The sequence below is a fragment of the Stenotrophomonas sp. Bg11-02 genome (genome assembly GCF_002836635.1).
Lineage (GTDB): Bacteria > Pseudomonadota > Gammaproteobacteria > Xanthomonadales > Xanthomonadaceae > Stenotrophomonas > Stenotrophomonas lacuserhaii.
Genome location: NZ_PJAY01000057.1, coordinates 1 through 14449 on the forward strand (window position 1 = coordinate 1; position 14449 = coordinate 14449).

General features: G+C 63.2%; 13 protein-coding genes. 11 read left to right on the top strand and 2 right to left on the bottom strand.

Translation table 11 applies throughout. The features are described from left to right. The first annotated feature begins 22 nt into the window (after positions 1-22). The 6 genes from CXG43_RS19125 (at position 23) to CXG43_RS09315 (ending at position 9288) form a co-directional block, all read left to right on the top strand. Positions 23-5596 (top strand): carbohydrate binding domain-containing protein, encoded by a 5574-nt coding sequence (locus CXG43_RS19125; RefSeq protein WP_232767707.1) that lies wholly within the window; start codon positions 23-25, stop codon positions 5594-5596. Positions 5597-5650: 54 nt separating this feature from the next. Beyond that, positions 5651-6106 carry a hypothetical protein gene (locus tag CXG43_RS09295; protein ID WP_101099712.1) on the top strand — a complete coding sequence of 152 codons (456 nt, stop codon included), beginning with the start codon at positions 5651-5653 and terminating at the stop codon, positions 6104-6106. A gap of 447 nt (positions 6107-6553) precedes the next feature. Continuing rightward, complete coding sequence (locus CXG43_RS09300; RefSeq protein WP_157825288.1) at positions 6554-6751, top strand: hypothetical protein; 198 nt, start codon at positions 6554-6556, stop codon at positions 6749-6751. A 1002-nt stretch (positions 6752-7753) separates the two neighbouring features. Next, positions 7754-8188 carry a BLUF domain-containing protein gene (locus CXG43_RS09305; RefSeq protein WP_101099714.1) on the top strand — a complete coding sequence of 145 codons (435 nt, stop codon included), beginning with the start codon at positions 7754-7756 and terminating at the stop codon, positions 8186-8188. A gap of 135 nt (positions 8189-8323) precedes the next feature. Beyond that, positions 8324-8752: a BLUF domain-containing protein gene (locus CXG43_RS09310; RefSeq protein ID WP_101099715.1), complete on the top strand. Its 429-nt coding sequence runs from the start codon at positions 8324-8326 to the stop codon at positions 8750-8752. Between the two features lie 161 nt (positions 8753-8913). Next, the gene (locus CXG43_RS09315) at positions 8914-9288 is read left to right on the top strand and encodes a hypothetical protein (protein WP_101099716.1); all 375 of its coding nucleotides are present in this window, start codon (positions 8914-8916) and stop codon (positions 9286-9288) included. 273 nt (positions 9289-9561) lie between these two features. On the opposite strand, the gene CXG43_RS09320 is transcribed toward CXG43_RS09315, so the two are convergent. Continuing rightward, entirely contained in the window at positions 9562-9864 is a 303-nt protein-coding gene (locus CXG43_RS09320) for a hypothetical protein (RefSeq protein WP_101099717.1), read from the bottom strand. Between the two features lie 331 nt (positions 9865-10195). Here CXG43_RS09320 and CXG43_RS09325 point away from each other — a divergent pair, with 331 nt between their 5' ends. The 5 genes from CXG43_RS09325 to CXG43_RS09345 all read left to right on the top strand — a co-directional run bounded on the left by CXG43_RS09325 (position 10196) and on the right by CXG43_RS09345 (position 13127). Next, positions 10196-10648 (top strand): BLUF domain-containing protein, encoded by a 453-nt coding sequence (locus CXG43_RS09325; protein ID WP_101099718.1) that lies wholly within the window; start codon positions 10196-10198, stop codon positions 10646-10648. 170 nt (positions 10649-10818) lie between these two features. Next, positions 10819-11562, top strand: a complete 744-nt coding sequence (locus CXG43_RS09330; protein ID WP_101099719.1) for a HipA family kinase — start codon at positions 10819-10821, stop codon at positions 11560-11562. After that, positions 11559-12395, top strand: a complete 837-nt coding sequence (locus CXG43_RS09335) for a DUF3037 domain-containing protein (RefSeq protein ID WP_101099720.1) — start codon at positions 11559-11561, stop codon at positions 12393-12395. The genes CXG43_RS09330 and CXG43_RS09335 overlap by 4 nt, the downstream gene beginning before the upstream one ends. Before the next feature lie 90 nt (positions 12396-12485). After that, positions 12486-12776: a hypothetical protein gene (locus tag CXG43_RS09340; protein ID WP_101099721.1), complete on the top strand. Its 291-nt coding sequence runs from the start codon at positions 12486-12488 to the stop codon at positions 12774-12776. Between the two features lie 129 nt (positions 12777-12905). Then, entirely contained in the window at positions 12906-13127 is a 222-nt protein-coding gene (locus tag CXG43_RS09345) for a hypothetical protein (protein ID WP_101099722.1), read from the top strand. On the opposite strand, the gene CXG43_RS09350 is transcribed toward CXG43_RS09345, so the two are convergent. Then, positions 13115-14332, bottom strand: coding sequence for an integrase arm-type DNA-binding domain-containing protein (locus CXG43_RS09350; RefSeq protein ID WP_198551442.1), 1218 nt, complete (start codon positions 14330-14332; stop codon positions 13115-13117). The genes CXG43_RS09345 and CXG43_RS09350 overlap by 13 nt on opposite strands. Positions 14333-14449: the final 117 nt, after the last annotated feature.

Sequence of the window (14449 nt, forward strand, 5' to 3'; positions counted from 1 at the left end):
TTACGTGAAGACCGGCGAGTACGTGCGGGATCCGAATGAATCCCTGCTGCAGACCCGGCCGGTGGCCAGCGACCTGAAGATCACCGAGCGCCAGGTGGTGCAGGGTGATACCGAGTACACCGAGCTGCAGGCCAGCTTCGCCATCACCGGCCCGGTGGGCGACACCGTGGTGCTTTCCGACCTGGACGGCAACGCGGCGCTCGAGGAAGTGGCCAGGACCGTGACCCGCACCGCGACGTGGCGGATTCCGGGCGCTGGCACCTACCCGGTCACCGTGCGTCCCTACAGCCCGGATGGCAATGCGGGTGTGGCTGCCTCGGTCATCTATACGACCCGGGGCGCCGACGCCCCGCCGGTGCTCGTGGACATCTTCGACGTGGAGCAGCTGAGCGGCGGCGTGCGCCGCTACACCTGGGGCTTCCTCGCTGACACCATCCAGTCCGCCAACTTCGCCGGCGTCGAGATCCGCTACATCGCTGGCACCGTGTCCGCCCCTGACTGGGATGCCATGACGCCGGTCGGCGACGACGGCTACCACGCTTCGGCCTTTGAAGCCGTGCTGCCTCCGGCAGGCGAGTGGACCTTTGCATGCCGGTCGCGCAACACCGCCGGCACGCTTTCCGCCGGCATGCGGGTGCTGGCCAAGACCCTGCAGGCCAACTTGGGCGAGGTGATCGGCGGGATCGAGGGCTCGCTCGAGGAGCAGATCCAGAGGCAGGTCGAGCAGCAGCAGCAGATCGACCGCGATCGCGCCGACAGCATTGCGCGCGACGCTGCCGAGGCTGCTGAGCGGGCGGCTGCCTTCGCCCAGGCGCAGGTCAACCTGGTCAACGAATCGGCCCTGCGCCTGGCGGACGTGCAAAGCGTCCGCGATCGCGTGGTCGCCGTGGCCGAGGCCGTGGAAGATGAGGAGGCTGCCCGGATCCAGGCGCTGCTCAATGCCAAGGTGGATTGGAGGGCAGATATCGCGGTGGAGACCACTGCGCGGCAGAGCGATGTCGAGTCGCTGGCGCGGCAGGTGTCGTCGGTCGCCGCCGGCAGCGGCACGCAGTTCGACAGCAAGCAGGTCTGGTACTTCGACACCACCGTGGAGGGCTGGACCGGCAACGGCACGCCCACCGTCGTGGACGGCTGGCTGCGGCCGGCCAACCAGGCCAGCAATCCGTACATCACCTCGCCGGCGGCGCTGGCGGTGGACGGCGCGGCGTACCGCTTCATCAAGTTGCGCCTGCAGCGCGTGGGCACCCCGACTTGGCGCGGCCTGGTCCAGTGGATCACCAACGCGGATACGACTTGGAACACCGCCAAGTCGGTGACCATCCCGGCGCCGAACTTCGACGCCAACGGCATGGCCACCTTCGACGTGGACAACGTGCCGTGGAATGGAGGCTCGCCCATCCGGCAGATCCGGCTGTCGCTGGCCAGCAACCAGACGGCGACCGCCTACCTGATGTTCGATTACATCGGCATCGGCCGCCCGACGCCTGGCGCCAGCGTTGCGCTGGTCCAGCAGGAGACCCTTGCGCGCCAGACCGCTGACGCGACCGAGGCGACCCAGCGCAACACCCTGGCGGTGCAGCTGCGCGGCGACTATGCCGGCAATGACGCCGCGGCCGCGCAGGGCATGATCGGGCAGGTCAACTCCGCCCGCATCGAGGGCGACCGGATCATCACCGAGCGCACCAGTCTGATCGAAGGGCGCATGCCGGCCGGCAATGGCCAGTTGGCCAGCCAGGCATCGGTCAGCGATGTTGAGCGGGCGAGCATCGAGCGCGACAACGTCAACGCCCAGTCAATCACCAACGTCAAGAGCGGCTTGGATGGGGTGCTGCGCAGCTTCAATGCCATCCCGGGCGGCACCTTTGATTCGGACGTCGCCGGCTGGGCCGCGTCGGGTGCAGGTAGTTCCTTCAGCTGGGATCCGGCCGAGAAAGCGCTGCGTTCGGGCGCGGGATCGATCCGGGTGGTCAACGCAACCCCGATTACCGTAAATCCGGGCGACAGCATCACCGTCACCTTCCGGACCAAGAGCAGCGATGACATCACCGGCACCGATTCGGTGACCGTCGGGTTCATTCCCAGCCTGGGGAACCCGACTGGGTGGGTGCAAAGCTGGTCGAACTGGATCAATGCGGTCGGCGGCGTGTGGGCATCTCGGTCCTACACCTGGATCGTGCCCAGCACCTTCAACCCGCAGCAGCTCTATCTGCGCTTTGCCGCCGGCAGCATCCGCCCGCTCACCAGCGCTTATGTGCTGATCGATGATGTGGTCGTGCAGACCCCGGGCAGCATCGGGGACCTGCAGAACCGGGTCGCGGCCAATGCCCAGTCCACCGCCGCGCTCACCACGGAGGTGACCAATGTAAAAGGCCAGGTGACGGCCCAGGGCGCGGCGCTGACCCAGACCCAGCAGGATGTGGCGGGCAAGGCGTCCAACGCGTCCCTGCAGAGCCTGACCGGGCGTGTGGACGTGCATGACGGCCTGATCAGCGTTCAGGGCGCGGCGATGACTGCCGTGCAGTCGCAGCTGGGCAACATCGGCGGTGACAACCTGCTGGGCAACAGCGGGTTTGAAACCAGCAGTCTGCAGGGGTGGAACACTGCAGGCAATGTGACCGGTGTGTCGCGCTCCTTTGTCGACTCGGCCTTGCCGAACAGCACAAAAGCGCTGCGCATCCAGATGGTCAACATGGCGACAGGCTATTCCGAGATCGTCAGTAACAGTTCGGTGCAGCAGCTCCGGCTGGAAGGGGGAAAGAAGCTCACCGTGTCGGCGTATGTGCGCGGCAACGGCGGCGTGCGCGTCTTCCTCCAGATGGCCTGGCGCGACGCCAACGGCGGGATCATCAGCTATTCCGGGACACCAGCCGGTGCGGCGTGGGCTGTTTCCGAATCGTGGGAGCGGAAGGTCTTCACCATGACCCCGCCTGCCGAGGCGACCAACGGCAACATGTACGTGCGGGTCTACGCGGCCAATCTGCCTGACCAGTGGTTCGAGACTGACAACATCCAAGTCCAGGTCGGTGAGCTGGCCACCGGCTATGTGCCGTCGGCAGGCGAGCTGAGCGCTGGCGTCGCAGCCAACGCGGTTGCCACCAGCGGGCTGCTGACGAAAGTAACCGGCCTGGAAGGCTCGGTGGCCACCCAGGGCACTGCTGTCACGAACGTCCAGGTGGATCTGGCGGCTGCGAAGGTCAGTCTTGACCGCGCCCAGCGCTCGGGCAGCAACATGGTGGTGGACGGCAGCTTCGAATTGCGCCCCGTGGGCACCGTGATTCACAGCTGGGCGACGACCGTTGCCGGTGGGCGCACGGGCGCCAACGCATTGCAGATCGAGTTTGCATCAAACGTCCGCAGCACCTCCTTGCAGAACTTCGAAGTTTCGCCCGATCGGGTCTACTACTGCGAAGCGTGGGCGAAGCGGACAGGCCCGGCAGCGGGCGCGGTGCAGCTTCGTTTCCAGCTCAGCGACAACGGTGCGGCCCAGAATTACCCGAACTTCCAGTCCCTGAACCTCAGTTCCATCTCTGAAACCGAGTGGACGAAGGTCAGCGGGTACGTGCGGGTGGCAGCCGGGAAGAACCGCGCGGTCCTGCAGCTCAACAGTGCCGCCGCCACCACGTCAGCCACGCAGCTGCTGTGGGATGACTTCGTGCTGATGGACGTGACCGAGGCCTACAACGCTCAGCAGACGGCTACGGCAGCGGCGCAGGCTACCAGCACGCTTGACGGCAGGGTCTCGCTGATCGACGGCGTCGTCACCGCGCAGGGCCAGGCCATCACCACGGTCAGCGCCGCTGCTGGCGCCGCCGACGCCAAGGCCGGAACGGCTCAGGCCGCTGCCCAGGCTGCAGCTGACGCTGCCGGGGCCAAGGGCAAGGTGCTGTATCAGTCGGCTGCGCCGGCTGCGGCGGATCGGCTGGCGCAGAACCTTTGGATCGACACCACCGGGAACGCCAACACGCCCAAGCGGTGGAACGGCTCTGCGTGGGTTGCGGTGACAGACAAGGCCGCTGCCGATGCGGCCGCTGCGGCTGCTGCTGCCCGCTCGGTCGCCGATGCTACTGCCAATGGCCTGTCGGCCACCAACGCGTGGGTACAGGCCGCTGACGGCGTGCTCAACGCGCACACGACGCAGATCAATCAGGCGCAGGCGGCTATCGCTGGCAAGGCTAACGCATCCGCCGTCATCGAACTGGACGCCAAGGTCAGCGCGAACATCACGGGCGGTGGCAACCTGCTGACCAACGCGTCATTCTCCGAAGCCGGACGCAAGCCGTGGGGATTCCTGTGGAACGACAACGGGTTTTATCAGGAAATCGAAAAGAACTATCTTGACCCCGGGTTCTGGCCCAAGGGAATGAACAGCTTGGGATTTCGTGGCCCGGGTTTCCCGCCCGCCGGGCAGAGCCGCTTCGGTCTGGTGGCGAACGAAAATGTGATTGCCGCACAACCGGGCAAGCGCTACATCGCATCGGTGTACTTGAATGGCCATCGCTGCGCTGCGTGCTGCTATCTCGCGTTCTATGACAATGCGGGCAACAACGTGGGCGAGTGGACCGACCCTGAGCGAGTCGGTTACTCACTGGGCGGCAGCCCGTCCTTGGCCGAAATGCCGCGCCAGTTCGTGTCACAGATCGCACCACCGACCACGCGCACCGTCCGCATGGGCTGGCGTGCCCGGGCTCATGCGGACTTCGGCGGCGATCCGTACTTGTGGGCTGTTCGCCCGATGTTGGAACAGGTTCCCGACAATCAGACCCAGCCGTCACCTTGGTCCGCTGGTGGTTCGGAGGACCACGCCAGCATCAACCTGATGACCGACGTGAACGGCAATATCAGCGGCGTGCAGATCAAGAACGACGGCACGTCCAGCGAGATCAACCTGCTGGCCAGCGTGCTGAACGTTCTGAGCCCGGGCGCGGTCGACGGTCTGGAGCTGCGCGACGGCTACCTCCGAGTCTGGCGGGGCAACGTTCAGCGCATCGTGGGCAACGGCTTCGGTCCAGACGGCTTGATGGACTACTTCGGTCCGAACGTGGGCGCCGGCAATGCCAGCAAGGGCATTGCCACGATGTGGATGGACGTCAACGGCAATGCCTACTGGGGCGGAGCCTTGGCGGCCGGTGTGCGTCGTAACGCCAACCAGTCCACCAGCATTCAGACCGTGGGCAACAACGTTCAGGTGGGGCCTTTCGACACCAACGGCGGCAACAAGAACGTGGTGGTCAGCTTCCAGCGCAACATCAGCCGGACGAAGTGGGCAGGTGGAAACACCGGGTTCGTCGCCGGTGGCGGCTCCAACTACGCCGTCATTCAGGTGTTCCGCCAGGTCGAAGGGCAGGGAGAAGGCTTGTGGGTCCAGTTCACGGTGGGCGGTGACGTGAACATCTTCAACCAGCTCGACGGCAGTGATAGCGCCGAGTCGTACTGGTCGGGGTCGTACACGCTCAACGACCAGAGCGACGGCACCGCTCGCCGTACATACCGGGCAATCGTCGCCGACTACGGCGAGCGAACCGTTACCCACCAGTCGGGCTCCTTCGATACGCAGAACGTCACCCAGAGCCTGTCGCTGGTCTCCATCGAGCAGTAACGCTGCAGGGCCGCCGGCGAATGCGCGGCCCATCCTTTCCAAGAGGTGGCACACATGAATTTCGATAGCGTTTTGAACCTCCGCACCGAGAGTGCCGGCCAGCGCGGCGTGGTCGTGCTGCAGTTCGTCCCGCAGCAGCCCATCGGCACGCAGCAGCTCACCCTCTCCACGGCACCCGCGACCGCCGCAGCCATGGAGGTCGGCGCCCGCTACAACTGGACAGCCGTGAAGGTTGAACCAGGTGATGGCGGCACCGGTGGCGCGTCGACCGCCATGAGCTTCGCGGCCACGTTGAACCAGCGCACCGAGTCCGCGAGTCAGCCTGGCGTGGCCACGCTGCAGTTCCTGCCGGAGGCCAGCATCGGCGCGCCCCAGCTCACCATGACGGTGCCGCTGGTCGTGTCTTCCCCGCTCGAGGTCGGCTGCACCTATCGCTTTGAGGCGGTAAAGGTCGAGGAGCCGACGGACCAGGCACAGGCGCTGGCTGATCCCGTCGAAGAGGCGGCGTAAGGGCGTAGCAAGGTTTAAACAACGGCCGCAAGCGAATCCGGCACGTTGTTCCATCGGCACCGATCAGCCAACTCGACTCGTGGGCACTGACGAGCGTGCGGAGAAGGAAGAGTAATCGGCTACGCCCGACCAGCAGCGCTGCTGCCGAGGCTGAGCAGTTCAGGAATCTATGCTAATTATCAGTGGGATAGTGGTAATTTATGCAACCGCTTGGCTCTCAGTCCACGCCCTAGGTGCGCATGGTGCGCATGGTGCTGCGGAAGAACCATAGGGACTAAGTATGTGCCGAGTTTCAGCGGATCAGCCGGGGTAGGTCCCCATTTTTTTTCTAAGTGTTTCGCACTCAGCATGCTCGGACGCTAGTGCAGGCGTGCATCGATTGGTAAGCAAATAGTGGCAGATTTGTGTAAAGATGACGAGATAGTTGATATCCAGATGGACGTCGGAATGGGCGCCGACTATCGACGATACTCGGCCAAACTTTGGCGGTTCGCGGACGGCAGTTGGTCACTTATCTCCGTTGAAGTGGAGGGGGGTAAGCGTCGCGTTTTGTCGTCGGTCGCCAAGGGAGCGTGCTTCGATGTTCTGTTTAGAGCCGAGCACATCGCACTCGACCTGATAGCTCAGGAAACCATTGATGGTTGAGGTTTTGCACTAGCTGAGGGTGCGGTTCCGGGAAGAAAGTCGACGATTCCGGTTTGTAGGAATGGGTAAGAATTGGCGACCTCCACTACGCCAGTGCCGCTGGCAAGCTCGGTGTCGCTGAAGGGTATGTTCAGTAGCCTGAAGATTCGCGATATGCAGGGCGGTTGATGGCATCACTTCAGATGGTGGCGTCGAATAACGCGAAAAACCGCTGCTTGGAGGGCGCGAAAAGAAACGTCGCCTGCACGCCTTGCCTGCCTATACTTGCGCAACGCTTTTTGGCCAAAGGGCTGAATCGTGACCGCGCTAATCGCGATCCTGACTGTCGCCGCCGCGTTTGCCCTGTTGCTATCTCTGGCGAGCCTTGTGGCGTGGCTGATTTCCCGAAGAAAGAAGCAGCGCCGGTAAGCAGGCCCGGCAGGGGAACCGAAGGCATCTCGAATCGTTCTCTAGATGGCTTGTGGGTCCAGGATAAGCATTTCATATGCGCGGCTGCGGCGCGGCGGTACGGGGTCTGGCATTAGGCCGGGCGAGTGGCGTGATCAACCCTCCGCGCGTTGCTAGGACACCCTTCGACGATCTATTCGTGAGGGGGCCAAGCCCGCATTCGGCAGCGCTTGTCTGTTGTCACACTGCTCGCACTGAATCACAAGCCCACCTGCGAGGTGATGTATGGCGCCATCAGTGATAGTCGTGACATGTCCGCACTGATGACAGCGCGCCGTGACTGAATGAACCAATTCGTCGTCAGCACCCGAGACCCCCACCATCTCGAATGACAGGATCTGGAACGAGCCCGTGTTCGTCATACGCAATCCCAACCGTGGTAACTCCGCAACCCTATGCCGGTGTCCGTGAAGTCCGCCGTCGCAAATCTGCATTTTTGGTCACCGCGCTGCCAGATGAAGGTGACGCGGCTTTCACGTCCGAGCCCTCTCGGGCCTCCGTCACATTAAGGCGTTCATGTTTGTAGTAGGGTGCGTAGTTAGCTTAGGAGCATGTATGCCAATTCGCGCCCTCGTCTATGCAAGCCAAGCGGTAGCTGCACTGCCGCGCGGCCAGCTCGACGCGCTTGTTAAGGATGCCGTGAGATTCAATACGATCGCGGGCGTTACCGGCCTGCTGCTGTTTGATGGAGTGCTGTTCCTTCAGTATCTGGAAGGTCCAGAAGATGGGCTGCGGGCGGCCTACGATAGGGTGCTCCACGCTTCAAGCCACATCGATGTGATGCAGCTGGCCGCAGGCCGGGTTGGAAACCGCGTGAGTCCTTACTGGCCGATGACGCTGATTGATTCCAACAAGGCAGAGCTACGCCGCCTTGCGGCAGCGGATTGGAACAGCTTCGTGCGCAGGGGCAGCGGGGCGCGCGCCACAGCTGTGGACTACTTGGACGAATTGATTACCCGCCACCAAGGGTTGGGCAGCCCCGTGGGCTGAATCCTAGCCGATGTGTCCGGTTCGACAGTGAGCCGGTGGCTTGGACGATCAGCCGCAAATGCGGCTGACGGCGCGCAGCTGCGGTTACGCCGATGAGCTATAGTCTGGCATCCGCGATTCCCAACGCCACACCAAATGCCAATTCAGGCACTCACATATACAAGTGACGCGGCCCCAGGCCTTGGTGCTGATCAGGTTGAATGGCTCGCGCGGAAAGCTGCGGTGTTCAATGTGCAGGCAGGCGTTACTGGCGTGCTGCTATTCGACGGTTCTCGATTCCTGCAGTATCTGGAAGGACCACAAGATGGCTTGGAAGTAGTGTTCAGCAGAATTCTGAATGCCAAACTGCATAGCAACGTGGTTGAGCTCGGTCGCGGCAGGAGCGGCCGACGTAACTTTCATTACTGGTCGATGCGCAGATTCTCAGTTGAGCGCGCCGAGCTGGATGGACTTGTTAGTCAGGACTGGGGCTCTTTCGTCCTTCGGCCACTTCTGGATGAAGGATCGCGACATCACGGAGTTGAAGCGCTTGCTTCCACCCTAGTCCCTCACATAGCAAGGTGACGCGGTGCGCCAAGACTGGAGACACACGGGTAGCACGCCACCGGCCATTTGCAGGCCCCCGGCCCCGCTTGGCGGCTGCTTACTCGGTTGACCGGCCTTGTCCCCTGAGGCCAGCGGAGAGTATCGGGCTGTGAGACTGGTCCGGCCTATGCTCCCGCCCCATGGACGCCGACACCCAGACCCTGACCTCAATGCCCGATGGCTTCTGCTGGAAGCCCCGGTGCCATCTGGACACGCTGCCGACAGGGTTATTCCTGCACGGAGTACAGGTGGCCTCGATGCAGCAGAGGGTTGACGGGTCTTGGCTGGCCAGGCTGAGTCCCGAGGATGGATTGCATGCCCCGCTGCTGCTCAGGCCGTGCAGCTCGTTCGATGCCGGTCGGCACGGGTGCGAGCTCTGGGCCTTGCGCCACGAGAAGGTGCTGCGCGGGAAGGTGGCGAAAAAGCTGCAGTGGATCCAGGACCACGCTGTGCTGCGCGGCCGGGGTACGCAGCTCGACCTGAGCAATGTGCTGGGCCAACCGCTTCCCAGCTAATGTGCGTTATGGCTGGGAAGAAATCTTGCGTGCGCCAGTGGCTGAGTTGAGCGGCATCCGATGCACTCGATCATAACGGAGCCCCCCGCCGGGACCCGATCTACCTGACGTTGACCACAGCTGTTGCAGAAGATGGATAGGCAGAGATTGCCCGTCGTCAGTGCTTCGGAGGTGTCGACGTATTCAACGCAGAAGAAGTGCATAGCCCACGGGCGTTGGCGGAATGACGCGACTGTTTACCACCAGAAGCGTGAAGCGAGTGCAGGCGGCGGCTTAGCTCTTCTCAGGAGCGCCAGGCTGCCGGTCTGCCGCGCTCTCTATGTGTTCGGTCAGGCCCGCCAGCGCCTGTTTGAAGGCGGCATCAAACAGGGGAGAGGGCGTCGCACCGCCGGCGTGCGCATCTGCTACCTCTGGCAGCAGGTGCGACCACAGCTCGGTCAAGGCCGCCGGGGCAGGGTGTGAGGCGATGACCGCATGCAAGCCGTACTCCAATGCCTTTATGTAGCCACGTGCGGCCTGGAGTTCGAACTCGCATGTCGCCAAGCGTTCGAGGATCTGGTCCGTGGGCTGGGTCATGGGGCTCTCGGAAGTGCTGGTGCGGTGATTCTACAGCCTCAGTCAGCTGCCGTTACTTCTGTATCGGCTCCCGCCCCGCCTGGTCTGCACCATGGCGGCCATGACGAAGTCGAGGATGGCCGGCGCTCTGTGGGGTAGGCGGAACATTGCAGCTGGCGGCAGCTCTGGCGGTCCCAGGCCAGATTGGGCTGGCCGAGCTGGTCAGCTTGAAGATGGGGGTCTGGACGAAACGGCCGCACATGCGCCGACCATAAGGCCCGCCGCGTGATGTCCGCGCGTGGGCTATGCTGCCGCGCGGGGGGATTCAAGGAAGGCAGTAGGGGCCACGGAAATGCCGATTCAAGCAATCGCTTACACGAGCGAGGCGGTGCCCGGGTTGGGCCTGGATGCAGTGGACGACCTGACCCGAAAGGCAGCCGAGTTCAACAAGCAAGCTGGCGTGACCGGGTTGCTGCTGTTCGACGGCGCTCGTTTCCTCCAGTATCTGGAAGGGCCGGAGGACGGCATCGCGGTGGTCTACAGCAGGGTGCAGAACTCCCGCAGCCACACAGGAATGGTGGAGCTGGGCCGGGCGCGGACCGGGCACCGGCACTTCCCCTACTGGGCAATGCGTATGCTGCCGTCAGAGCCCGCTGAGTTGCGCGGCGCGGTTGGCAAGGACTGGTCCAGGTTCGTTGTGCGCCAAGTGGCGCCCACTGGCGACGAGCTCTTCGGACTGGAGGATCTGACCCGGATTGCGGTCCCTCACCTTGGCCACGCGGCAACGGGCGACCCGCGCCCCTGATGAACGTCTCACCGATGTACCGACATCAGACGCCCGCGTGAATGCGCTGGGAAGCGTGGGCTTGGCGAAAGCGGCCGGGTGGAGTTAGGATCACTGGGCTAGCTCGGAGGCTGGCCAGCGAACCGGCGAAGGACGAACGCAATGCAACATGCGGTTTGGGGGCTTTGACGATGGAGGAGCTCCCGCTGATCATCACCGAGATCTCTGACAGGAGCAGTGACGGCCGCACGCGTCCTTTCAAGTGCAGGTGTGCAGACGACGATCTCTACTACGTCAAAGGGCATGCGGCCCTCCACCGCGGCCTGATTTGTGAATGGATGGCTGGTCATCTGGCTGCAGCGCTAGGTCTAAATCTTCCGCGCTGCGCGATCGCTTATGCGCCACCTGAACTGGTTAAGTGGCACCCGGAAGGCCGTGACCTGGGCGCAGGATGGGTGTTCGCGTCCCGGGCGGTGGAAAGACTGAACTGGATCAGCTTTGGTTCGGTTGCAACGCTTCCCAAGGCACTTCGACGCGATATTCTCGTTTTTGACTGGTGGGTAAGGAACGCGGATAGAACTCTGTCGGAAAAGGACGGTAATCCAAATTTGCTCTTCGATACTGATTCTGGGGAACTGGTTGTAATCGATCACAACCTGGCCTTTGATCCTGAATTCGATGAGAAGCTTTTTTTCGAGACACACATCTTCGGCGGCGAGTGGGCCGGGCTTTGCGAAGATCTCGTCGAGATGGCGAACTATCAGTCTCGCTTGAAAGAGACCTTAGATCGAGTATGGGTGGATGCATGGAAGCAAGTCCCAGCAGAGTGGCTTTTTTACGACGAAGAGCAGACGATTCCCACCGATTTTGACGATGCGGCGTGGCTGAAAATGTTGGAGCGTTGCACCCTTGAGACCTTTTGGAGGCTGGCATGAAAACTAAGTACGCCTGCCAATATGTCATCGTCAGGTTCGTGCCGTATGCGGAAACCGGAGAGTTCGCGAACGTAGGTATCGTGGTGTCCTGTCCCGGGACTGGATTCTTCGGTGCCCGATTCTCTCCGGTGAACAGGACTCAGCGGGTCACTGATTTCTTCCAAGGCTTGGGTCCTCGTATTTATCGAGAAGCACTCAAGTACGTAAAGGCTGAGATTGATCGCATGGCAGTAGAGGTCGGGCAAGGAAGGGTCGACGCCAGCTTCGCGTTCGATAGCGCCACTCGTCCGAGAGAGGCGTTGGTCACGTTCAGCACTGCACGAGTCATCTTGGGTGAAAGCCCGCGAGCTACGTTGGATGCTCTCTACAAGAGATTCATTGAGCGCGACTTTGCCACGAAGGAATATCACGAAAAAATTCTGACAAACGGAGTGGGTCACCTGCTGGTTGGCGCGAGGCTGAAGCCCTATTTCAGCGACGCAACGGTGGGTGACGATACATTCAACGTCAAGTTTCCATTTGTGTCGATAAATCCAGATGCTCCGAAAGTCGCGATCAAACCTCTGTTTCTTGGTCAAGACGAGCCAAATAAAATCTTTGAACACGGAGACCCGTGGGTCGCGAAAATTGCGCGTCTGGAGAAAAGGCGGCGCCTTCCGAGCCGGACCTTGTTCGCGGTTGGGTGGCCAGCCGACGGCGGTAACATTAACAAACGCCAGCAGGCCGCGAGAGATGTTGCTTCCGAGTTGATGGCTAGGGGCGTGCAGGTCGTCGATGTCTCCGACACTGGGGCGATCCTTGAGTTTGCCGAACAGGCCAAGCCGATCTACTAGCGCGGGTCGGCTGGGTGTCACCGCGATCGGAAGAGAGCGTCGCACCATCGTATCGGGCTGTGAGACTGCCCCGGCCTATGCTCCCGCTCCATGGACGCCGACACCCAGACCCTGACCTCAATGCCCGATGGCTTCTGCTGGAAGCCCCGCTGCCACCTGGACACGCTGCCGACGGGGTTGTTCCTGCGCGGCGTGCAGGTGGCCTCGATGCAGCAGAGGGTTGATGGTTCGTGGCTGGCCAGGCTGAGCCCCGAGGATGGACTGCATGCCCCGCTGCTGCTCCGGCCGTGCAGCTCGTTCGATGCCGGCCGGCGCGGGTGTGAGCTGTGGGCTCTACGCCACGAGCAGCTGCTGCGGCGGAAGGTGGCGAAGAAGCTGTAGTGGATCCAGGACCACGTCGTGCTGAGGGGCAGGGGCAAGCAGCTGGACCCGCAAGACGTGATCGGGCAGGGCTGAGGCAGTCAGCTGCCGTTGCCTGCGTATCGGCCCCTGCGACGCGTACAGGACACCATGGCAACCATGACGAAAGCCAACATCGGAAAGGCGCGCTGGGCGCGCACGAAGGCTGCCGGCCTATGGCAGCAGGCCACCGAGCTGGACCGTGATCGCACCGGCAGCTGGGAGGACAGGGCACGCCGCCGCCGCGGTGCCGACCGCCTCCGCACAGAGGCCGCCCGATTCGAATCGATCGCGCGCCGCCTCGATCCCTCCCTCGACGATCAAGCCGCCTGACCGGGCCGCAGCGGCACAATGTTGCCCATGCGCAGCCGGTCCAAGTAGTCCGCCCATTCCTGCATCATCCGGGTCCGCTCCACCAGGTGCGTGGTCCGGTTGTAGGCCCTGCCGTTGGGGTCCTTCACCGCGTGGGCCAACTGGTGCTCGATGATGTCCGGCCGGAAGCCCAATACTTCGTCCAGCAGCGTACGCGCGCTGGCGCGGAACCCATGGCCGGTGGCTGTGTCCTTATCGAATCCCATCACACGCAGCGCGGCCAGCACGGCCACCTCAGACATCGGCCGCTTGCTGCTGCGGGCGCCAGGGAAAACAAACGTGCCTCGGCCTGTCAGCCTGTGGAGGTCGCGCAGAACGTCAACGGCCTGACGTGCGAGCGGGACGACGTGCGCCTGGCGCATCTTCATCCGCCCCGCCGGGATGCTCCACAGTGCCGTATCAAGGTCGATCTCCGCCCATTCGGCCTGCCTCAGCTCACCCGGACGAACGAACACCATGGGCGCGAGCTTCAGGGCCGACTGAACTACGACGGTTCCCCGGTATGCGTACAGGGCCCGCAGCAAGCCACCCAGCTCCACCGGGTCCACAACGGCGGCGTGATTCCGCTCAGGCGCCGGCGCGAGCGCGCCGCGCAGGTCGGCCACGGGATTCCGCTCAGCCCGGCCCGTCGCGATGGCGTAGCGCATGATCTGGCCGCAGTTCTGCATGATCCGGTGGGCAGACTCAATGGCGCCCCGCGCCTCGATCCGCCGTGCTACCCGAAGGAAGTCAGGGGCCGTCAGCTCGCCGATGGGGCGGGAGCCAATCCAAGGATAGACGTCGTTGGCCATCCACGCCTCGACCTTGACGGAGTACTTCGGCACCCAGTCGCGCTTGGCCAACCATTCGCGCGCTGTGACCTCGAACGTATTCGATCCCAGCTCGGACTTTGCTTGGGAGACCGCCTTCCGGTGCTCGCTGGGGTCGATGCCGCGAGCGAGCAGCTGCCGGGCCTCTTCCCGCCGCTGGCGGGCCAGGGCCAACGGCACGTCCGGATAGACCCCGAGGGCGAGCCGCTTCTCCTTCCCGTCGAACCGGTACTTGAGGCGCCACCACCGCCCGTCCCGAGGGGATATCTCCAGGTAGAGGCCTCCGCCGTCGAACAGCTTCTGCGTACGGTCAGCGGGCTTCGCCCTGCGTAGGGCCAGATCGGTAAGTGGGGGCATCAGGTCGGGGGCAGGGGGCAGATGCCCCAGAATATGCCCCCACCGTCTCACCAACTGCAACGCACGGGGCCGAACGAGCCCGAAAACGAAAAAGCCCGGAAACCCTTGAAGTGCGGG

Coding starts and splice junctions, on each gene's coding strand:
- CXG43_RS09295 (WP_101099712.1), top strand. CDS start 5,651: ATGAATTTCGATAGCGTTTTGAACCTCCGCACCGAGAGTGCCGGCCAG.
- CXG43_RS09300 (WP_157825288.1), top strand. CDS start 6,554: ATGGGCGCCGACTATCGACGATACTCGGCCAAACTTTGGCGGTTCGCG.
- CXG43_RS09305 (WP_101099714.1), top strand. CDS start 7,754: ATGCCAATTCGCGCCCTCGTCTATGCAAGCCAAGCGGTAGCTGCACTG.
- CXG43_RS09310 (WP_101099715.1), top strand. CDS start 8,324: ATGCCAATTCAGGCACTCACATATACAAGTGACGCGGCCCCAGGCCTT.
- CXG43_RS09315 (WP_101099716.1), top strand. CDS start 8,914: ATGGACGCCGACACCCAGACCCTGACCTCAATGCCCGATGGCTTCTGC.
- CXG43_RS09320 (WP_101099717.1), bottom strand. CDS start 9,864: ATGACCCAGCCCACGGACCAGATCCTCGAACGCTTGGCGACATGCGAG.
- CXG43_RS09325 (WP_101099718.1), top strand. CDS start 10,196: ATGCCGATTCAAGCAATCGCTTACACGAGCGAGGCGGTGCCCGGGTTG.
- CXG43_RS09330 (WP_101099719.1), top strand. CDS start 10,819: ATGGAGGAGCTCCCGCTGATCATCACCGAGATCTCTGACAGGAGCAGT.
- CXG43_RS09335 (WP_101099720.1), top strand. CDS start 11,559: ATGAAAACTAAGTACGCCTGCCAATATGTCATCGTCAGGTTCGTGCCG.
- CXG43_RS09340 (WP_101099721.1), top strand. CDS start 12,486: ATGGACGCCGACACCCAGACCCTGACCTCAATGCCCGATGGCTTCTGC.
- CXG43_RS09345 (WP_101099722.1), top strand. CDS start 12,906: ATGGCAACCATGACGAAAGCCAACATCGGAAAGGCGCGCTGGGCGCGC.
- CXG43_RS09350 (WP_198551442.1), bottom strand. CDS start 14,332: ATGCCCCCACTTACCGATCTGGCCCTACGCAGGGCGAAGCCCGCTGAC.